At 31.8% G+C, this 20,440-nt stretch carries 20 protein-coding genes; 19 read left to right on the top strand and 1 reads right to left on the bottom strand.

Translation table 11 applies throughout. The annotated features are described in order from the left end of the window. Positions 1–129: 129 nt before the first annotated feature. Entirely contained in the window at positions 130–1,470 is a 1,341-nt protein-coding gene (locus ACREWB_RS08975; RefSeq protein ID WP_431547113.1) for a ComEC/Rec2 family competence protein, read from the top strand. A gap of 27 nt (positions 1,471–1,497) precedes the next feature. Further along, positions 1,498–2,529: a DNA polymerase III subunit delta gene (holA, locus tag ACREWB_RS08980; RefSeq protein ID WP_431547114.1), complete on the top strand. Its 1,032-nt coding sequence runs from the start codon at positions 1,498–1,500 to the stop codon at positions 2,527–2,529. 36 nt (positions 2,530–2,565) lie between these two features. Here the strand turns inward: holA and rpsT are convergent, their stop codons facing one another. After that, positions 2,566–2,832 (bottom strand): 30S ribosomal protein S20, encoded by a 267-nt coding sequence (rpsT, locus tag ACREWB_RS08985; protein ID WP_431547115.1) that lies wholly within the window; start codon positions 2,830–2,832, stop codon positions 2,566–2,568. A gap of 201 nt (positions 2,833–3,033) precedes the next feature. On the opposite strand from rpsT, the gene gpr reads away from it, so the two are divergent. From gpr to ACREWB_RS09070, 17 genes are all read left to right on the top strand, one after another. Further along, on the top strand, positions 3,034–4,008 hold the full coding sequence (gene gpr / locus ACREWB_RS08990; RefSeq protein WP_431547116.1) for a GPR endopeptidase: 975 nt from the start codon (positions 3,034–3,036) through the stop codon (positions 4,006–4,008). A 91-nt stretch (positions 4,009–4,099) separates the two neighbouring features. Beyond that, a complete protein-coding gene (locus ACREWB_RS08995; protein ID WP_431547117.1) occupies positions 4,100–4,357 on the top strand; it encodes a hypothetical protein in 258 nt (85 codons plus the stop codon). 74 nt (positions 4,358–4,431) lie between these two features. Further along, the gene (lepA, locus tag ACREWB_RS09000; RefSeq protein WP_431547118.1) at positions 4,432–6,237 is read left to right on the top strand and encodes a translation elongation factor 4; all 1,806 of its coding nucleotides are present in this window, start codon (positions 4,432–4,434) and stop codon (positions 6,235–6,237) included. A 52-nt stretch (positions 6,238–6,289) separates the two neighbouring features. Further along, entirely contained in the window at positions 6,290–7,411 is a 1,122-nt protein-coding gene (hemW, locus tag ACREWB_RS09005) for a radical SAM family heme chaperone HemW (protein WP_431547119.1), read from the top strand. 252 nt (positions 7,412–7,663) lie between these two features. Further along, entirely contained in the window at positions 7,664–8,710 is a 1,047-nt protein-coding gene (gene hrcA, locus ACREWB_RS09010) for a heat-inducible transcriptional repressor HrcA (RefSeq protein WP_431547120.1), read from the top strand. A 50-nt stretch (positions 8,711–8,760) separates the two neighbouring features. Continuing rightward, complete coding sequence (gene grpE, locus ACREWB_RS09015) at positions 8,761–9,435, top strand: nucleotide exchange factor GrpE (RefSeq protein WP_431547121.1); 675 nt, start codon at positions 8,761–8,763, stop codon at positions 9,433–9,435. Between the two features lie 69 nt (positions 9,436–9,504). After that, the gene (gene dnaK, locus ACREWB_RS09020; protein ID WP_431547122.1) at positions 9,505–11,352 is read left to right on the top strand and encodes a molecular chaperone DnaK; all 1,848 of its coding nucleotides are present in this window, start codon (positions 9,505–9,507) and stop codon (positions 11,350–11,352) included. A 143-nt stretch (positions 11,353–11,495) separates the two neighbouring features. Continuing rightward, positions 11,496–12,623 carry a molecular chaperone DnaJ gene (gene dnaJ / locus ACREWB_RS09025; protein WP_431547123.1) on the top strand — a complete coding sequence of 376 codons (1,128 nt, stop codon included), beginning with the start codon at positions 11,496–11,498 and terminating at the stop codon, positions 12,621–12,623. A 69-nt stretch (positions 12,624–12,692) separates the two neighbouring features. Beyond that, positions 12,693–13,628, top strand: a complete 936-nt coding sequence (gene prmA, locus ACREWB_RS09030) for a 50S ribosomal protein L11 methyltransferase (RefSeq protein ID WP_431547124.1) — start codon at positions 12,693–12,695, stop codon at positions 13,626–13,628. Between the two features lie 36 nt (positions 13,629–13,664). Beyond that, entirely contained in the window at positions 13,665–14,417 is a 753-nt protein-coding gene (locus ACREWB_RS09035; RefSeq protein WP_431547125.1) for a 16S rRNA (uracil(1498)-N(3))-methyltransferase, read from the top strand. Next, positions 14,417–15,724, top strand: coding sequence for a tRNA (N(6)-L-threonylcarbamoyladenosine(37)-C(2))-methylthiotransferase MtaB (gene mtaB, locus ACREWB_RS09040; RefSeq protein ID WP_431547126.1), 1,308 nt, complete (start codon positions 14,417–14,419; stop codon positions 15,722–15,724). The genes ACREWB_RS09035 and mtaB overlap by 1 nt, the downstream gene beginning before the upstream one ends. A gap of 88 nt (positions 15,725–15,812) precedes the next feature. After that, positions 15,813–16,157, top strand: coding sequence for a histidine triad nucleotide-binding protein (locus tag ACREWB_RS09045; RefSeq protein WP_431547127.1), 345 nt, complete (start codon positions 15,813–15,815; stop codon positions 16,155–16,157). Between the two features lie 192 nt (positions 16,158–16,349). Beyond that, a complete protein-coding gene (gene rpsU / locus ACREWB_RS09050; RefSeq protein WP_291643704.1) occupies positions 16,350–16,526 on the top strand; it encodes a 30S ribosomal protein S21 in 177 nt (58 codons plus the stop codon). A 20-nt stretch (positions 16,527–16,546) separates the two neighbouring features. Beyond that, entirely contained in the window at positions 16,547–16,798 is a 252-nt protein-coding gene (locus ACREWB_RS09055) for a GatB/YqeY domain-containing protein (RefSeq protein ID WP_431547128.1), read from the top strand. Positions 16,799–16,843: 45 nt separating this feature from the next. Further along, the gene (gene yqfC, locus ACREWB_RS09060) at positions 16,844–17,128 is read left to right on the top strand and encodes a sporulation protein YqfC (protein WP_431547129.1); all 285 of its coding nucleotides are present in this window, start codon (positions 16,844–16,846) and stop codon (positions 17,126–17,128) included. Beyond that, entirely contained in the window at positions 17,121–18,269 is a 1,149-nt protein-coding gene (gene yqfD, locus ACREWB_RS09065) for a sporulation protein YqfD (protein ID WP_431547130.1), read from the top strand. Before yqfC ends, yqfD begins: the two co-directional genes overlap by 8 nt. Before the next feature lie 54 nt (positions 18,270–18,323). After that, on the top strand, positions 18,324–20,426 hold the full coding sequence (locus tag ACREWB_RS09070) for an HD family phosphohydrolase (RefSeq protein ID WP_431547131.1): 2,103 nt from the start codon (positions 18,324–18,326) through the stop codon (positions 20,424–20,426). Positions 20,427–20,440 lie beyond the last annotated feature (14 nt).

The raw sequence follows: 20,440 nt of genomic DNA on the forward strand, positions 1-20,440 counted from the left end.
TAGATTGATTACTATAGATATTTATTGGATAAAATGAAATTGTGGAGGGTTAAAATGCTTGATAACATATTTGGAACAAATTAATATGTTCTATTTAAAAAAATAAACTTTCAAGTAGAATAATTTATTATGACTAGACCCTTAGTTTATTATGCAATAACAATATTTATGGGATGTATTGCTGTTTTAATCTTAATCAATAATCCTATTTTAGGTGCAGTATTTGCTGCATCTTTTTTAGGTATAATGTATTTTACTATAGATAATAAATTTTTTTATTTAGTAGTTTGCTTTTTTATTATTGGGGCTGTAAATTATTATGCTTATTTTAATGTTAATTTACCCCATCATCAAAAGTTGAAAGTTAGAATTTCAGACAAGAGTAGTTATTATTGCTATGCAAAGTATAATGATAAAAAGATACTACTAGAGGGTAATACTTATAAATTAATAAAAGGAAGAAGTGTTTGGATTACTGGTAATTTTAAAAAAGATGCAGTATATGAAAGAGGTATCGTTGGAACATATACAGTAAAAAGTTATGAAATTTGTAATGAGGATTTAATATCAGTAGTTGAAAGTTTTAGAATGAATTTATATGATGAGTTTTCTGGAATCCTTGGTAATGAAAAAGCAGCTATAGTTATGGCGGTATGTTTTGGAGACAGTGGATATATAGAAAAAACACAAAAGGATGATTTTAAAAAATTAGGGATCAGTCATGTTATTAGCGTATCAGGATTACATATGTCTATAGTATATAGTGCACTAGAAATTATTGTTGGTTATAAGATTGCACTAGTATTCTCATTTTTGTATGTGATATTCACAGGGGGAAAAGCCTCAACAATAAGAGCTTTTATAATGATTTTCATACTGAAAATCTCAAGTAAAATTTATAGAAAATATGATAGTCTATCTGCCCTTAGTCTAGCTGCAATTATACTATTAATAATTAGACCCTTTTATATTCTTGATATAGGATTTATGCTTTCATTTCTTTGTGTTCTTGGAATTATATTATATAATAAGAGTGTAGAGAAAATATTATATAAACTCCCATCTTCTTTAAATAAACCCTTTAGTTTAAGCCTAAGTTCTCAAATATTTTCTATGCCTTATGCAGCTTTTGCACTTAAGACGTTTAGCGTAGGTTTTATTTTTAGCAATTTATTTTTGTTGCCATTTTATACCATGGTTGTGGTGCTGGGGAATATGGGACTGGTATTTAGCTGGACTCGTGGAATATTTAATTTAATAAATTACGGGCTATTTACTGTGTTAATAATTATAGAATCCATTCAGAAAGCACTAGTGGCACTATTGCCAGAATTAATTAACTTTTCAGATATAGAGAGTTTAGTTGTATTTGGACTATATTTATGTTATCTTGGAATTAAAAGTGGATATAAGCAATTCAAGTATGTTCCACTGTGTACTATTTTTATCCTTTTATTTAAATTTTTTTAAATATTTGTAGGGGCTGGAGGAAATAACTTGATTAATTTTACAGATTTAGAGAAAAACATTACGAAAAATGGATTAGAAAATTGTTATATATTTTGCGGAGTTGATGAGAAATTAATAAAAAACCATGTTAAGTTTATAACTGATAAGGTATTAGATAGTGAATTTATAGATTTGAATTATTCGAAATTCGATGGGAGTAAAACTGATTTTGAGTTAATTATTGATGCTTGTGAAACCATGCCTTTTATGAGTAATAAAAAGGTAGTGGTAGTATATAGAGCTTCATTCTTAGAGGATAGTGTCAGTAAAAACTCAGGAGATTTAAAAAATAATAATTTTACATTGTTAAATGACTATTTAAAAAACCCATCACCCCATTGTGTTTTAATTATATATTATGTATTTTCAAGTGACAGAGAAAAACCAAGTAATAAAATTAAAAAGTTAGATAAAAAGGTATGTGTTATAAAGGTTGATAAATTAAAGGGAGAGGTTCTTCAGAAAAAGTGCAGGGATTTATTTTCAGCAGCAAGCGCAAAAATAGGAAAATCAGAACTTACTTTATTTTGTAGTAGTGTAGATAATAATATGGATATCATATTAAACGAAATAGAAAAGTTAGTTTCGTTTGCAAAGGGGCGAGAAATTACCAAGGGTGATATTTTGGCAATGATGCCTCAAAAGAGTGAAAATGATATTTTTAATTTAGTGGATTATTTGTCACAGAAAAACACTAAAAGGGCTTTAGATATTTTAAATGAGCTAATATACAAAGGAGAGAAAATTCCATTTATTTTATATATGATAGGAAGACAATTCAATATATTATTCCATCTTAAATTAGGTATTGAAGGTGGTAAAACAAAAGATAATTTAGCAAATGAACTTAAGCTTCATCCATATATTTGTGAAAAAATGATTTCACAGAGTACAAAGTTTACATTAAATAGGCTAAAGAGAAATATTGAACTATGCGTTAAAACAGAAAAAACCTTGAAAAGTTCTTCTACCGACTCTAAAATAAATATTGAAATGTTTATGATAAAAACTATGATGTGATAAAAAAAATAACCGGTGCATGTCACCGGTTATTTTTTATGCTGTTAAAGCATTTAATTTTATAGCTAATCTTGATTTTCTTCTTGCTGCTTTATTAATGTGAAGTATTCCTTTTGTTACAGACATATCTAATGCTTTAACTACACTTGCATATGTAACTTTAGCTTCTTCAACATTTCCTGAAGCGATAGCTGTTTCAAATTTCTTTATTGTAGTTTTTAAAGCAGATTTAATCATTGTATTTCTAGCTGTTTTAACCATAGTAACTTTAATTCTCTTTTTTGCTGATTTAATATTTGCCATTTATTTTAGCCCTCCTTGAATTTAATAACGAGTCAACAGCTTTGGGGAAAGCTGCATCCGAATTTCTTTAATAGACAACTGATATTATAGCATTAAAATTAAAGCACTTCAAGTGAAATTTAACCTATATATATTATTTTTAAAGAATAGGAAAGCACTATTAGGAAAAACTAATATTAAAAATCTAGGTGAGGTGAAATTATGATAAGTGTAAGAACTGATTTAGCTGTAGAAGCTAAAGAGTTATACAGTGAAGAAAACAGTGGTGAGATGCCTGGTATTGATGTGGATGAATATAATGATGGCGATATTAAAATAACTAATGTGAAGATAGTAAATGATATTGGCGAAAAAATGATGGGAAAACCAAAAGGTACTTATGTAACAATTGATATCCCAGAATTTGTTCACTATGATGGCGATGCTATGGACAGAGTAAGTATTGTAATGGGAAAGGTTTTGAAACCGTTAATAAAACTCCAGGATAGTATGACAGCATTAGTTGTTGGACTTGGAAATTGGAACGTTACGCCTGATGCCGTAGGACCAAAAGTTGTATCAAAAATAATGGTGACTAGACATTTAAAACAGTTGGTGCCTGACTCTATAGATGAAGGTATAAGACCGGTGTGTGCTATATCGCCGGGAGTCCTTGGAATAACCGGAATGGAAACTGGGGAAATCATTAGGGGAATTGTGGAGAGAATAAAACCTAATTTAGTAATTTGTATTGATGCATTGGCTTCTAGAAAAATGGATAGGGTGAATAGAACAATACAGATAGGTACTTCTGGAATCTCTCCAGGAGCGGGAATTGGAAATCGAAGGATGGAAATAAGCGAAAAAACCTTAGGCATTCCTGTTATTGCTATTGGAGTCCCAACAGTAGTTGATGCTGCAACACTAGCCAATGACACTATTGATTTAGTGTTAGATGAAATGATTAGGACTGCAAAGGAAGGCGGACAATTTTACACTATGCTTAAATCAATTGATAAAGTAGAAAAACAAAAGATGATTACTGAGATATTAAACCCATATGTTGGTAATCTTGTTGTTACACCAAAGGAAATTGATGTTGTTATAAACTCTGTATCTAAAATTATTGCTAATGGCATTAATATAGCCCTTCAGCCAGCATTAGGTTTAGAGGATATAAATAAGTTCTTAAACTAGTATAATATATTTTAAAAAGTGCATCCTTACTAGATAGAGGATAATAAATAATGATTGCTATTTATTATCTAATTATAAGGAGGCATTTTTTATGCGTAAAAAAAATAAAGGGAAAAATTTTATTGTAATTATTTTGTGTGTTTTTATTTTTATATATGGATTCATTATGATTAGTGTTAGTAAACCAGAACTTGTCAGAAAAAAGTCTCCATTTACTGTAGATGTGAGCTTAAAACCTATTGACATTAAAATAGAGACCAAGGATTATATTATTTATGTGAATAATAAAGTTATTGATGGTGTGAGTGAAAAGTGTAAGGATGTTTATAACAATATTTTTTCAAAATAAGATAAGTTTAACAAAGCTCTATATATTTATGATATAATTTAATAATTCGTATATAATAATGGGGGTAAAAATTAATGCAGACCAACAGACAAAAATACATAAGAAACTTTTCTATAATTGCACATATTGATCACGGCAAGTCTACGCTAGCTGACAGATTATTAGAAAAGACAGGAACACTAACTAAAAGAGAAATGGAAGAACAAGTACTTGATAATATGGACCTAGAAAGAGAAAGAGGAATTACTATAAAATCTCAACCAGCTAGGCTAGTTTATAAAAGAGATAATGGAGAAGAATACATATTTAATTTAATAGATACTCCAGGGCATGTAGATTTTAACTATGAGGTTTCTAGGAGCTTAGCTGCGTGTGAAGGTGCAGTGCTAGTAGTTGATGCCTCACAAGGGATTCAAGCTCAGACGCTGGCAAATTGCTATCTTGCAGTAGATAACAATCTTGATATTGCACCTGTTATTAATAAGATAGATCTTCCTAGTGCTAGGCCTCAAGAGGTAATTCAAGAAATTGAAGATGTAATAGGTATTGAAGCCCAAGATGCACCTTTAATTTCAGCTAAGACTGGGCTAAACATAGAAGATGTTTTAGAAACTGTAGTAAAAAAGATTTCGCCACCTAGTGGTGATGAAGAGGCTCCACTAAAAGCACTGATTTTTGATTCTTCATATGATAGCTATAAAGGTGTTGTATGTTATGTAAGAGTTCGTGATGGTAAAGTTAGGCAAGGAACGAAAATTAAATTGATGAATACAAGTAAGGTATATGACGTAGTAGAAGTTGGAGTTTTTGTTCCTAATTATCTTCCTGTACCTGAGCTGTGTGCTGGAGATGTTGGGTATATAACTGCGTCTATAAAAAATGTTAGGGATGCCCGTGTTGGGGATACAGTAACAGAAGCTTCAAGGCCGGCTTTAGAGCCACTTAAAGGATATAGACCTGCAATACCTATGGTTTTTAGCGGAATTTATCCTATAGATGGTGCTAAATATGGAGAGTTAAAAGAGGCATTAGAAAAACTTCAGTTGAATGATGCAGCTTTAGGGTTTGAACCAGAGACATCTGTTGCTCTGGGTTTTGGATTTAGATGTGGATTTTTAGGACTTCTTCATATGGAAATAGTACAAGAAAGAATAGAAAGAGAATTTAATTTAGATATTATTACTACGGCACCATCAGTTATATATAAAGTAATGAAAACTAATGGAGAGCTAATAGAAATAACAAATCCAACAAATCTTCCAGAGCCTACAGAGATTAATTATATGGAAGAACCAATAGTTAAAGCTTCTATCATAACACCATCAGAATATTTAGGGACAGTAATGGAGTTATGCCAACATAAAAGAGGCGTATACATTGATATGACATATATAGAAACTACTAGAGTGGTACTTAATTATGATATGCCTCTTAATGAAATAGTGTATGACTTTTTTGATGCTTTAAAATCAAGAACAAAAGGTTATGCGTCTTTTGACTATGAATTAAAGGGATATGTAAAGGCAACTCTTGTAAAACTAGATATTTTGCTTAAAGGTGAAAAAGTAGATGCACTGTCTATGATTGTTCCTGAGGAGACAGCTTCAAATAGAGGCAGAGTTATGTGTGAAAAATTAAAAGAGCATATACCAAGACAAATGTTTGAAATTCCAATACAAGCAGCTATTAATGCAAAGGTAATTGCAAGAGAAACTGTAAAAGCACTTAGAAAAGATGTTTTAGCTAAATGCTATGGTGGAGATATTTCAAGAAAAAGAAAATTATTAGAGAAACAAAAAGAAGGTAAAAAGAGAATGAGGCAAGTGGGAAGTGTAGAAGTTCCACAAGAGGCATTTATGGCTATACTTAAGGTGGATTAAATCATCTTCTGCGAAGCTGAAATGTCGTTAAAAGGTAAGGTGATTAGAAGATATGAAAAGTGTGGCATTATATATACATATCCCATTTTGCGCGCAAAAATGTTTATATTGTGATTTTCCGTCTTTTGCTGGCAAGGAGAATTTTATGATGGATTATGCCATAGCCTTAGCAAGTGAAATAAATAGTATAAAACATAGAAAAATTAAAACCATATTTATAGGTGGGGGTACCCCCACCTATTTATCTTTGAAAGGCTGGAAAATAATAAGCGAAAGTATAGAAGGATTAGACACTGACCCTAATTTAGAGTTTACAGTGGAAGGAAACCCTGGAACATTTACAATGGAAATATTAAAGCTTTTAAAAGAATTGGGAGTAAACAGGCTTAGTATTGGACTTCAAGCCTTTCAAGATCCTTTGCTTAAGAAACTTGGGAGAATACACACAGCTTACGATTTCAAACAAAGTTTTGAAATGGCAAGAAATATAGGGTTCCATAATATTAATGTGGATTTAATGTTTGGGCTTCCGTCGCAAAGCCTTGTGCAGTGGCTAGAAACCATAGAAAATGTAACAAAGCTTAATCCGGAGCATTTATCTTGCTATAGCTTAATTATAGAAGAAGGAACGGTTTTTTATAATAAATTTAAGACAGGTGCATTAAATCTTCCTAATGAGGAATTAGAAAGAACTATGTACTATGAAACTATAGAGCGTTTAAGGGAGAAAGGGTATATACAATATGAAATCTCGAATTTTGCAAAAAACCATATGGTGTGTGAGCATAATCTAGTATATTGGAATTTGGATGAATATATTGGATGTGGATCTGCTTCTCATTCATACAGTGATGGTTTTAGGTATAGAAACGAAGAAAATATAGAAAAATATATAGAGAAAATGAATACAATTGGCAATGCAACAGTAGAAAAAACAAAAAATTCAATGGTGGATGATATGGAAGAGTTTATGTTTATGGGGCTTAGAAAGATGCGAGGAATAAATAAAAGTGAATTTAAGAAAAGATTTAATAGTGATATACATAGTGTTTATGGCAGCGTAATAAACAAATATGTAATAACTAAGTTTATGGAAGAGAGTGATGATAATATATTTTTGACTTATGAAGGTATCCAGCTCTCCAATGTAATTATGTCAGAATTCCTGCTGTAGCAGCTGTTAGCACACTTACTATGAAGCATAAATTGCATTAGGATATTACAATTCGGAATAAATTTTAATTTTTAATAGATTCTTATGAAAGTCGAAGTAAAACGTAGCATTTGAAAGATAACTCCAAATAAACAATATATAATGGCTATATTCAAAAATAGAGGTTATTGACAAATACTATAGTAAATGATAACTTAAATACATACTCGTTAGCACTCAATGGTAGTGAGTGCTAATAAAAGAGGTGAAATTATGGAAATGGATGACCGGAAAATTAAAATACTTGGGGCTATAGTTACAGATTATATAAATAATGGTGAGCCCGTAGGATCCAGAACCATAGCTAAAAAGTATGATTTAGGTATTAGTTCGGCTACTATAAGGAATGAAATGGCAGATCTTGAAGAGATGGGATATATAGAACAACTACATACCTCATCTGGTAGAAAACCATCAGATAAGGGTTATAGATTATATGTTGATAGACTTATGAAAATTACGAGCTTATCTATTGAGGAACAATATATGATCAAAAACCAACTTATTAATGTCGCTTTGCATGAGGTTGATAAGGTTGTTAGGCAAGCAACACAAATGCTTGCACATCTTACGAATCTTACGTCTATAGTTAAAGCTCCGTCTGTTCAAAAGAGCAGCATTAAATATATTCAGCTAATGAATCTAGATGCTGGGAGTGTTTTGTTTGTAATTATTACTGATAGCGGTATTATTAAAAATAATTATATTAAAATCAGTAAACCTATTGATAGTTCTACTATAGAAAAACTTACCAATATACTTAATTTTAGATTGGGAAAACACACAATTGAACAAATAAACTTAGAAGTAATCAATAATTTAAAAAGTGATTTGGTTTGTTTTCAAGAGATTTTTGATGGTATTATTCCAGCTTTATATGATAGTCTATCCGGGATTGAAACTTCAGAAGTATATATTCAAGGAGCAACAAATATATTTAACTACCCAGAATATAACAATATAATTAAAGCTCGCGAGTTCTTAGTTCTAGTGGATAATAAAGAGAGCATAAATAGTTTACTAGGTGTTAGGGATATTACTGGTAATATTACAATTAAAATTGGCGGTGAAAACTTTGTTGAGTGCGCAAGAGAATGTAGCATTATAACGGCAGTTTATAGCGTAGCTGAAATGCCACTAGGATCTATTGGTGTTATAGGGCCAACAAGAATACCTTATGGGAAAGTTATATCTGTTTTAACTGAAGTAGTTAAAGAGTTAAATGACAATATAGCTCAAATCTATGAAGATCATAGATAAGACTTTAAATTAAAAGATTTATTTTGAACCTGGAATGGAGGAGTGATTTAGTGAGTGCACGTAATGAAAGAATTTCAAAAGAAGATATATCAACGGAGGATGAAGATTTAATCTCTGAGGATTTGTGTTTAAAAGATGAAATTAATGAAAATGAAACTATCATAGAAGAAGTTGATGGGACTCTACAAGAGGCTTCAGAAGAAGCTGAAATAGTAGACGCAGAAGAGCCTATAGAGCTTTTAGAAAGTGAAAAAGAAAAAGATATGAGCAAAAAAATGAAGAAATTAATCCAAGAGAACATGGAATTACAGAATAATGTTGATGTTTTTAAAGATAAGCTTTTACGAACAACGGCTGAATATGAAAATTTTAGAAGAAGGACATCGAAAGAGAAAGAAGGCATATATACTGATGCTTGTGCAGATGTTTTAAAAGAAATTCTAACACCGCTTGACAATTTGGAAAGGGCCCTTGCTGTTGAAGGAACTTCAGAAGATTTAAGGGTTGGTGTTGAGATGACTGTAAGACAATTTAATGAAGCCTTTAGTAAGCTTGGAGTTGAAGAGTTAGCATCAGAAGGCGAGTTTGACCCAAATCTTCATAATGCAGTAATGCATATTGAAGATGAACAATACGGAACTAATGAGATAGTTGAAGTATTTCAAAAGGGATATAAAAGAGCAAGCAAAGTATTAAGACATAGTATGGTCAAAGTGGCAAATTAAAATATAAAAATAATAAGATAATAAGTAGCAATTATTATAAATTAAAAGAAGTTTAAGGAGGAAATAATAATGGGAAAAATTATAGGAATAGATTTAGGTACAACAAATTCATGTGTAGCAGTTATGGAGGGTGGAGAACCTGTGATAATTACTAATTCAGAAGGTGCAAGAACAACGCCATCTGTAGTATCATTTCAAGCAAATGGAGAAAGACTTGTAGGTCAAGTTGCTAAGAGACAATCAATTACAAATCCAGATAAAACAATAAGTTCAATCAAAAGAGAAATGGGTACTGATCATAAAATAGATGTCGATGGAAAATCACATACACCACAAGAAATTTCTGCTTATATTTTGCAAAAAATCAAAGCTGATGCTGAAGCTTATTTAGGAGAAACAGTTACAGAGGCTGTAATAACTGTACCTGCATATTTCAATGATAGCCAAAGACAAGCAACAAAGGATGCAGGAAAAATAGCGGGCCTTGATGTTAAGAGAATAATAAATGAGCCAACAGCAGCAGCACTAGCTTATGGTTTAGATAAAATGGATGTTAATCAAAAAATATTAGTATATGATTTAGGTGGCGGTACATTTGACGTATCTGTATTAGAACTTGGTGATGGTCTATTCGAAGTTAAATCAACTAACGGAAATACTAAACTTGGTGGAGATGATTTTGACCAAAAGGTTGTGGATCATATAGCTGATACTTTTAAAGCAGATAATGGAATAGATTTAAGAAATGATAAAATGGCACTTCAAAGATTAAAAGAAGCTGCTGAAAAAGCAAAAATTGAATTATCATCATCAATGCAAACAAGCATTAATCTACCATTTATCACTGCAGATGCAACAGGTCCTAAACATGTAGAGATGAATTTAACAAGAGCAAAATTTAATGAGTTAACTCACGATTTAGTTGATGCTACCATAGAACCAATGAAAAAAGCTCTTAAGGATGCAGGCTTATCACTTAATGAAATAGATAAAGTTGTGCTCGTAGGTGGTTCAACAAGAACTCCAGCAGTTGTAGATGCAGTTAAGAACTTTACAGGAAAAGAACCTTCAAAGGGAGTTAATCCAGATGAATGCGTTGCACTTGGTGCAGCAGTTCAAGCAGGAGTATTAAGCGGAGAAGTTAAAGATGTATTACTTCTTGACGTAACTCCATTAACACTAGGAATTGAAACACTAGGTGGAATAGCTACTCCACTAATTGAAAGAAATACTACAATTCCAGCTAAAAAGAGTCAAACATTCTCAACAGCTGCAGATGGTCAAACATCAGTTGAAATTAACATTGTTCAAGGTGAAAGAAAAATGGCTGCTGGTAACAAGACCTTAGGAAGATTTACTCTTTCAGGAATACCATCAGCACCAAGAGGAATACCACAAATAGAAGTTACTTTTGATATAGATGCTAACGGTATTGTTAATGTATCAGCTAAAGATAAAGGAACAGGAAAAGAAGCTAAGATAACAATTACAGCATCCACTAATTTAAGTGATGATGAAATTGATGCAGCAGTAAAAGAAGCAGAGAAATTTGCAGAAGAAGATAAGACTAGAAAAGAAGCAATTGAAGTTAAGAATACTGCAGAACAATTATCATACCAAACTAAAAAAACATTAACTGAACTTGGGGAAAAAGTATCAGAGGAAGATAAAAAAGATATTGAAGCCAAGTTAGAAGTTCTTGATAAAGTTAAAGAAGGCGAAGAAACAGAGGCTATTAAGAAAGCTACTGAAGAACTAACTGAAGCTTTCTACGCAGTAACTACAAAGATATATCAAGCAGATGCAGAAGCAGCACAAGGTCAAGGAGAAAATCCTGACCAAGATAATTCTTCTGAAAATGGTCCGCAAGATGACAATGTAGTGGATGCTGACTTCAAAGTAGACGATAAAGAATAATTTATTAAATTAAGGGATGGGTAATTACCCTTCCCTTAATTTAAGTAATATTGTAAGTGATTATATAATACTATGGGTTGAATTATTTTGCGCATTAGTTTATATTTATAGAAGCATATATATTTTAGGTGGTGTAAAACAGCATGGCAAAAAAAGATTATTATGAAAGTCTTGGTATACAAAGAGATGCCAGTGATGAAGAAATTAAGAAGGCCTTTAAAAAGGCTGCATTAAAATATCATCCAGATAGAAATCCAGATAATAAAGCTGCAGAGGATAAGTTTAAAGAAATGAATGAGGCATACCAAGTTTTATCTAATCCAGAAAAAAAATCAAATTATGATCAATATGGTACAGCTGATGCCGGCGGATCAGGATTTGACGGTAGTTCAGGATTTGGTGGTTTTGGTGGTGGTGGTTTTGGTGATATTTTTGGTGATATATTTGGAGGAGGATTCTCTCAAAGAAATCAAAATGGACCCCAAAAAGGTGCAGATTTAGAGTATAATTTAAATTTAAGTTTTGAAGAGTCTGTTTTTGGCGTTGAAAAAGAAGTATCAATTACAAAAAATGAAAAGTGTAGTGAATGCGGTGGTAGTGGTGCTAAAGCAGGTACTACTCCAAAAACCTGTGATAAGTGCGGTGGGAATGGGCAGATAAAAGTTCAGAGAAACACTGCTTTTGGAAGTTTTGCAAGTATGAGCACTTGTGATAAGTGCGGAGGTAAAGGTAAAATAATCTCTGAACCATGTAGAAATTGTCATGGTTCTGGAAAAGAGAGAAAAAATAGAAAAATTAAAATTAATGTTCCAGGTGGAGTTGATACTGGGAATGTTATGCCTCTTAGAGGACAAGGGGAACCTGGTGAAAAGGGTGGCCCATCAGGAGATTTATATATAAATATAAGAGTAACTCCTCATAAAACTTTTAAAAGAAATGGAATTGATATTCATATTGAGTCGCACGTAAGCTTTGGATATGCGGCCCTAGGTACTGAAATTAAAGTACCAACAGTGGATGGAGATGTTAAATACAAAGTGCCAGCAGGAACACAATCTGGTACTGTATTTAGACTTAAGAGTAAGGGTGTACCTAGAGTAAATGGACATGGAAGAGGAGATCAATACGTAAAAGTTATTGTTGATATTCCTAAAGCTTTAAACGATAAGCAAAAGACAGCACTGAAACTCTTTATGGAAGCCAGTGGTGAAATTGTAGAAGTTTCTGAGGAAAATAAAAAATCTTTTGTGGATAAAATATTAGGTAAATAGAAAGGTAAATACAAATAAAAAACTTCGTTTATAAAACGGAGTTTTTTATTATAAAATAGGAGGATGAAAGTGGATAAAAATTGGGTTGAAGTAACTATAATTACAAGTAGTGAGGCAGTTGAGGCTGTGTCAGAAATGTTAAATAATACTGGTGTAAGTGGAGTTTCTATTTTAGACCCTGCTGATATGATTTATAGGCGAGATCATACTACGGATTGGGACTATTTTGATGAGACTATTATAAATACAAATAATGAGGTTGTAATTAAGGGATACTATAAAAAAGATGATAAATTTGATAGTAGCTTTGAAAAAATTAAAACAGGAGTAAACAATCTGCCTGAGTTTGGATTAGATAAAGGCCTTGGAACTGTTACAATGAATGATGTAAAAGAAGAGGATTGGGAAAATAACTGGAAAAAATATTATAAACCAACAAAGGTAGGAGAAAAGGTAGTTATAAAACCTATATGGGAAGAGTACAATAAAAAATCAGATGAAGTGATTGTAGAACTAGATCCGGGCATGGCTTTTGGAACTGGTACTCATGAGACTACTAGGATGTGTATAAAAGCGCTAGAGAGGCACGTAGACAAAGATTCTACGGTTTTTGATATAGGAACAGGGTCAGGCATCTTATCTATTACAGCAGCTAAGCTAGGGGCTGTCAAAGTCATAGGAGTAGATCTGGATCCAGTAGCGGTAGTATCTGCAAAACAAAATGTTAGCTATAATGACTTAAATAACATTGAGATATTGTATGGAGATTTAATGGAAGTCGTAAAAGGAAAAGCAAACATTGTTATAGCAAATATTATGGCAGACATAATTATGTTTTTGACTGAGGGAGTTAAGCCATTTATTATAGAAGGCGGATATTTTATATCTTCAGGAATAATTTTAAGTAAAAAAGATGAGGTATTAGATAAATTAAAGTCATGTGGTTTTAAAATTGAAGAGATAAATATAGAGGGCGAGTGGGTCTGCATAGTTGCAAAACTCTAGTGCGATAATTAAATAAGTCGAGGAGAGAAAAAAATAATGCATAAATTTTTTGTTCCAAAGCAAAGTATAGTAGACAATGTGGCTACTATTGATGGTGAAGATGTAAAACATATATATAAGGTATTAAGGCTCAAAATTTCTGATAAAGTGAGTATAAACAACTGTGAGGGAAAAGAATATATTGGGGAAATAACACTAATAGATAAAAAACAAGTAATTATAAATCTATTAGAGGAAAGCTCTATTAATAATGAAAGCGCTATTGATGTATACTTATTTCAGGGTCTGCCTAAATCAACAAAAATGGATTTGATAGTTCAAAAAAATACAGAACTTGGAGTAAAAGCAATAACACCTGTTATTACAGAACGAGTAGTAGTTAAGACGGAGCCTTCAGAGTTTAAAAAGGTGGATAGGTGGAATAGGATAGCACTAGAGGCTGCTAAGCAGAGCAAGAGAAGTTTGGTGCCTCAAATTAATACTCCTATAGAGTTTGTAAATTTGTTAGAACAATTAAAACCTATGGATTTAGTGGTTGTTCCCTATGAAAATGAAGAGGGATATGGTATAAAAAAAACAGTTCAAAACATAGAAAAAAAAGATATTGTTAAAGTTGCTATTGTAATAGGACCAGAGGGTGGATTTGAAGAGTATGAAATATCAAAATTAAAAGAGATAGGGGCTCAAATCGTCACGTTGGGACCGAGAATACTTAGAACCGAGACTGCGGGGTTTACATGTTTAAGCCTTATAATGTATGAACTAGGAGATTTGGGGGGAGCTATATAATGAAAGTTGCAATTGCTACTTTAGGCTGTAGGGTTAATCAGTACGAATCAGAAGCGATGTTAGAAAAATTCATTAGAGAAGGTTACGAAGTAGTAGAGTTTCATGAATTTTCAGACGTATATGTTATCAATACTTGTACTGTAACCAATATGAGCGATAAAAAATCAAGACAGATGATAGGACGCGCAAGAAGAGCAAACAGTGAAGCTGTTATTGCAGTGGTGGGATGTTACGCACAGATAGCCACTGAAGAAGTAGCTAGTATTTCTGGTGTTGATGTAGTTTTAGGTAGTCGGAATAAAGGCGATATTGTCTACTGGGTAAATAGAGCTAAAAATGAAAACAAACAAATTGTAGAGGTTAGTGATGTTCTAAAAAATAAAGCGTTTGAGGATTTAAATATAAGTGAGTACCAAGATAGAACCAGGGCGTTTGTAAAAATTCAAGATGGTTGTAATAGATTTTGCTCTTATTGTATAATACCATTCACAAGGGGAGCAGTTTGTAGTAAAGATCCTTCTAAAATAATAGCAGAGGTTCAGGAACTCGCCGCAAACGGCTTTAAAGAGATTCTTTTATCAGGTATACATATAGCATCTTTTGGGTCTGATTTAGAAAAGGGATGGGATTTAGTTCGAATTTTAGAAGAGGTTGACAAGGTTCCTGGTATAGAAAGAATAAGAATAGGGTCAATAGATCCCACTTTTTTTACAGAGGGAGTTATAGAGAAAATAGTGTCACTGAAAAAGCTATGTCATCATTTTCATCTTTCACTGCAAAGTGGATGTGACGAAACCCTTAAAAGAATGAATAGGAGATATACGGCGCAGGAGTATAAAAATGTAGTAGAAAATCTTAGACGTAATATTTTGGGAGTGTCTATAACTACTGATATAATTGTGGGCTTCCCTGGAGAAACAGAAGAAGAATTTAATGAAACCTATAATTATTTAGAAGAATTAGAATTATCAAAAATGCATATTTTCAAATACAGCATAAGAGAAGGTACTAAAGCTGCTGAAATAAAAGAGCAGATTAATGGGAATATTAAAGACGATAGAAGTCATAAGCTAATTGCTCTTAACAATAGGCTGGAACAAAAATTTATGAGCAAATTTTTAAATAAATCTATGAGAGTTCTTTATGAGCAAAAACTGGGAGCCAGTGAAGATGAATACCAAGGGTACACTGATAACTACATAAAGGTTGTTTCAAAGGCTTCTAAAAATATAGAGGGTGAATTTCACATGTCTAAACTTATAGAATGCAAGGTAGATCATTTAACTTCAGAGGTTGAAGATTTATAATATTGTGTAGACTAATTAATATATATAGCAGGAGAATAAAATTTTATGTTGAATAGTATAATAATATAAGATGGTAGGAGGTGATTATGTGGATGACTGTATCTTTTGTAAAATCATAAAAAAGCAAATTCCTTGTGAGTTACTTTATGAGGATGAAAGCGTTATAGGATTTAAAGACATAAGTCCAGAGGCTCCAGTACATGTTATAATTATTCCTAAGGGACATATCTCTAACCTCAATGAATTAAGTGAAGATGGATCAGATATAATAGGTCATATATTTATGGTTGCAAAAAAAATTGCAAATGACCTAGGGATTTCTGAAAGTGGGTATAGAATTGTTTCTAATTGTGGAGAACACGGGGGTCAAACTGTTCAACATATACATTTTCATTTATTGGGAGGTAGGATGCTTAAGTGGCCACCTGGCTAAGAAAAAGTAAGTTTTGAGAATGTTGTGTATTTAGTATAGGCTTATGTATAAATATATTTTATATGGTCAAAAATCAATGAAATTGTTGACATACTGTAAAATAGTGTTGTATAATAAAAACTGTGCTATTTAGGCCCCGCATTGGCTGCTTTTAATGTAAATTGAATTGAGCTAGCGGAGGGAGGGATAATGATGTCAGAAATTAAAGTTGGAGACGATGAGACAATAGAGAATGCTTTAAGAAGGTTTAAGAAAAAATGTGCAAGAAGTGGAGTGCTTGGAGAAGTAAGAAAAAGAGAGCACTATGAAAAACCAAGTGTTAAAAAGAAATTAAAATCAGAAGCTGCGAGAAAGAGAAAATTTAAATAAAATTTTAAAAAATTGTAATTTTGTTAAAATACCTTCCTCAGCAGTTAACTAAATCAGAAATTTTAGAGTTAGTCATAGAAACAGTGGTAAAATTGGGAACCAATAGCATGAAACAATGGGGAAAATTTTGTTTACCACATTGCCTTAAGTTATGGGCAGATCAATGGGTAAACTCTTTAGTTAAAAATATTATAATAAATAAGAGGCTCAGCTTTTGCTGGGCCTTTTTTGATTTAAAAAATTATAAAATTAAAAAATGTAATTTCTTATGATTTTATTTCATAAATTTAGTATGAAGTATTTTATGAGGTGATTAGATGGAAAATAAATTTTATAGGACAAAAGAAACCATAGCTAATAAGTTGGAATTACCAAGAGATGTTATATTAGATTTACCCAAAATAACTATTTTGGCTAATAGCGAAATAAATATAGAAAATCATAGGGGTATAGTAATTTTTGAAGAGGATATAGTGAAAATAAATTCCAATGTTGGTCCAATTTCAATATATGGTAAAAATTTTAAAATATTATTTATAGGGGGTAACACAATAACTTTAAGCGGCAACTTTAAGTCTATTGTGTATGAAAGCCATGAATAATTTTAAAAAATATAAAAAAGGTATAATCACAATGGAAATTGGATCGTTAATGCCAGAAAAGTTTATAAATTTGTTATGGAGAAATGGTATTGTAGTTAAAAATATAATGAAGATTAATATTACAACTGTAGTTTTGCAGGTGAAATTGTGTGACTATAGCGAAATTAGTAAAGTGGCAAAACTGACAGACACAAGGATTAGAATTACAGGAAGAAGTGGATTGTCATTTTTTCTAATGAAAGCGAAAAAACGATCTGCACTCTTAATTGGAGTGTTCTTATTCGGAAGCATAATATATTATTTGTCTACATTTGTGTGGAATATAGAAATTAATACAGAACGATATATAAGTCCATATGAATTGCGTAATCAAATTAAAGGGCTTGGAGTAATACCTGGGATTAGAAAGAAAAATATAGACATCTACGAAATTGAAAATAAACTTACGAAAATTAATGATGAAATAATGTGGGTAAAAGTCAGGATTGAGGGCGCTAAACTAGTTGTTAATGTAATAGAAAGACAATCGCCACCTACCATAATTGTAGATAAAACCCCTGCTAATTTAATAGCAAGTAAAGATGGTGAGATAGTTAGAGTATTTACTACAGAAGGTACAGCCATTGTAAACAGTGGGAATATGGTACAAAAGGGTGATATATTAGTTAAGGGAGAACAAGGTAAAGAAGGAAGTGTCTATTCTGTACATGCAGAAGGTGAGGTAATAGCAAAAACCTTCTACGAGGTAAAAAAAGAAGTACCGCTAAAGAATAAATCTAGGTTGAAAACAGGTAACAGTATAAGTAATTTATACTTTAATTTAGCAAATAAAAAAGTTTATCTTAAAAATAGCTTAATTACTTATGAAAATTATGATAAAATAGAAAATAAGGATAAATTTATCAAGAGCGAAATATATTATGAAGTTGAGGAAAAAAATACACCTGTGAATGTTATTGAGTTGGTAGATGAAATGTATTCTGATATCCTCAGGAACCTGGACAGAAATGTTCAGATTAAAGATAAAATTTCAGATGTGAAAAAGGAAAGTGATGGGTATATTATAAGAGTAGTTGTAGTTGCAGAGGAGAACATTGGAGTAACTGAAGAGAATATTGGAGTAGAACAAAAATTACATTAGAACAAAAACTGTTTGTTTTATAATTTACGAGAGAAAAAAAGGCGGGGATAGGGCATGAAAGATATTAGAGGATTTATTAAAATTAAAAAAGCAAAACCATATTTGATTTTTATAATTACAGCAATGGTTATGTTTTCTATTTTAGTAACAGCTTTGGTTCCTAAAAAATACACTCTAAATGTGGGGGATATTGCAAAAGTAGATATAAAAGCTCCTAGAGAAGTTGAAAATGAAGTTGGTACAAAAAAAAATAGAGATGATGCTGTACAAGGTGTAGGAAAAAGAACAACTAAAATCCAAGTAAATAAGCAGGTTATAGCAGATATTGATGAACTATTTTCTGCAGTGCGAGAGTTAAACGGTGTTACAGAATCATCCACAAATAATGAAAGTCAATTATCAGAAAAAGAAAAAATAACTGCACTTAAAGAAAAAAAAATAATTCCAGATATTATTTATGAAAATTATCAGATTTTAGTAGGGTTAGATACTAAAAAAGCAGAGGAATTACAAGCGTTTCTCCAAAAAACAATGATAAAACTTTATGATTTAACTACAATAAATGAAAATAAGCCAGAGGAAATTAAAATGGCGCAAGGAATTATAGCTGTAGAGTTTAATAACTCTAGTTTTACTAAGGACATAAGAGAAATGGGGATATCAATCGCAAATGTAGAAGTATTTCCTAATACAATATATGATAAGCTAACAACAGAATCATTAATACAAGAGGCTAGAGAAAGTGTTAAACCAGTAATGATTAAGAAGGATCAAATCATTGCAAAAGAGGGAGAGCCAATAACCTCTGAACAGAAGGGACTCCTAGAGTCGCTCGGACTTCTTAACAATGTGGGTAATTTTGAATGGCCCTTATATTTAAGTTTAGCGGGGCTTGTTTGCTTAGTACTATTACTTCAATGGTTTTATTTATTTAAGTATCATCCACAAGTTTTTAATGACATAAAGAAGTTAATCATGCTCAATATTCTTAGCATAATTGCAATATCACTTGCTAGAATACTAGGTATAATCTCATTGTATGTAATTCCACTGGCTTGCATACCAATACTTATGGCTATATTAATTAATGATGAAGTAGCGATTGTAGTAAATATTCTTAACTGCATTTTAATTAGTGTTGCAGTTAAATTCAATCTTGAAATTACAATACTGGCTATGCTAAATTCTATTACAGCTGTTATGCTACTTAAAAAAATGCAACAAAGAAATGATATACTATATTCATCTATATATATAGGAATGATAAACCTAGCCATGTATCTTTCTATGGGATTTCTTTTAAGCAATAGCATTGTTGAAGTTGTGAAAAAGGCTGGCATGGTGTCCCTTGCAAGCGTTTTATCTGGAATTCTTGCTATAGGGTTTTTACCGTTTTTCGAAAGTTTGTTTGATGTAGTGACTACAGTAAAACTTTTAGAACTATCAAATCCTAATCATCCACTGCTAAAAAGACTACTATTAGAGGCTCCTGGCACTTATCACCATTCTGTAATTGTAGGTAACCTGTCAGAGGTTGCAGCAGAAACAGTTGGTGCTAGTGCTGTTATTGCAAGGGTGTCCTCTTACTATCATGATATTGGCAAGATAAAGAGACCTTATTTTTTCAAGGAAAATCAATTAGGAAATGATAATCCGCATGATAAAATAACTCCAAACCTAAGTACACTTATAATTATTTCTCATGTGAAGGATGGAATAGAACTTGCAAAAGAATTTAAAATACCTAAGGTTATTCAAGACGTTATTGGGCAACACCATGCAATGACCTTAGTTAAGTACTTTTACGTAACTATGAAAAATTCCAGTGATAAACCAGATGAAATTAAAGAGGAAGATTTTAGATACCCCGGTCCAAAACCTGAAAGTAAGGAAGCGGCAATTATAATGTTAGCAGATGCAGTGGAAGCCGCAGTAAGATCTCTTCCGAATCATACAACTGGTAAAATTGAGGAAATGGTTAATAAAATAATAAAAGAGAGGCTTACTGATGGGCAAATGGATAATTGCGATTTAACTCTAAAAGATTTAGAAAAGATAAGGAAGGCTTTCTTAAAAGTACTTTCAGGAATATATCATGAGCGAATAGAGTATCCTTCCGATAAATGGGAAAAGGATAAGGAACGCGAGTCTAAATAGGAGAGTGGAAAACA

Origin of the sequence: Clostridium sp. (genome assembly GCF_050717635.1) — a bacterium.
GTDB lineage: Bacteria > Bacillota > Clostridia > Clostridiales > Clostridiaceae > Clostridium_AD.

Excerpts from the sequence above, each read along its gene's own strand:
- lepA (WP_431547118.1), top strand. The coding sequence starts at position 4,432 with ATGCAGACCAACAGACAAAAATACATAAGAAACTTTTCTATAATTGCA.
- dnaJ (WP_431547123.1), top strand. The coding sequence starts at position 11,496 with ATGGCAAAAAAAGATTATTATGAAAGTCTTGGTATACAAAGAGATGCC.
- dnaK (WP_431547122.1), top strand. The coding sequence starts at position 9,505 with ATGGGAAAAATTATAGGAATAGATTTAGGTACAACAAATTCATGTGTA.
- yqfC (WP_431547129.1), top strand. The coding sequence starts at position 16,844 with ATGGAAAATAAATTTTATAGGACAAAAGAAACCATAGCTAATAAGTTG.
- hemW (WP_431547119.1), top strand. The coding sequence starts at position 6,290 with ATGAAAAGTGTGGCATTATATATACATATCCCATTTTGCGCGCAAAAA.
- hrcA (WP_431547120.1), top strand. The coding sequence starts at position 7,664 with ATGGAAATGGATGACCGGAAAATTAAAATACTTGGGGCTATAGTTACA.
- rpsT (WP_431547115.1), bottom strand. The coding sequence starts at position 2,832 with ATGGCAAATATTAAATCAGCAAAAAAGAGAATTAAAGTTACTATGGTT.
- gpr (WP_431547116.1), top strand. The coding sequence starts at position 3,034 with ATGATAAGTGTAAGAACTGATTTAGCTGTAGAAGCTAAAGAGTTATAC.
- yqfD (WP_431547130.1), top strand. The coding sequence starts at position 17,121 with ATGAATAATTTTAAAAAATATAAAAAAGGTATAATCACAATGGAAATT.
- ACREWB_RS09035 (WP_431547125.1), top strand. The coding sequence starts at position 13,665 with ATGCATAAATTTTTTGTTCCAAAGCAAAGTATAGTAGACAATGTGGCT.
- mtaB (WP_431547126.1), top strand. The coding sequence starts at position 14,417 with ATGAAAGTTGCAATTGCTACTTTAGGCTGTAGGGTTAATCAGTACGAA.
- ACREWB_RS09070 (WP_431547131.1), top strand. The coding sequence starts at position 18,324 with ATGAAAGATATTAGAGGATTTATTAAAATTAAAAAAGCAAAACCATAT.
- rpsU (WP_291643704.1), top strand. The coding sequence starts at position 16,350 with ATGTCAGAAATTAAAGTTGGAGACGATGAGACAATAGAGAATGCTTTA.
- ACREWB_RS08975 (WP_431547113.1), top strand. The coding sequence starts at position 130 with ATGACTAGACCCTTAGTTTATTATGCAATAACAATATTTATGGGATGT.
- ACREWB_RS08995 (WP_431547117.1), top strand. The coding sequence starts at position 4,100 with ATGCGTAAAAAAAATAAAGGGAAAAATTTTATTGTAATTATTTTGTGT.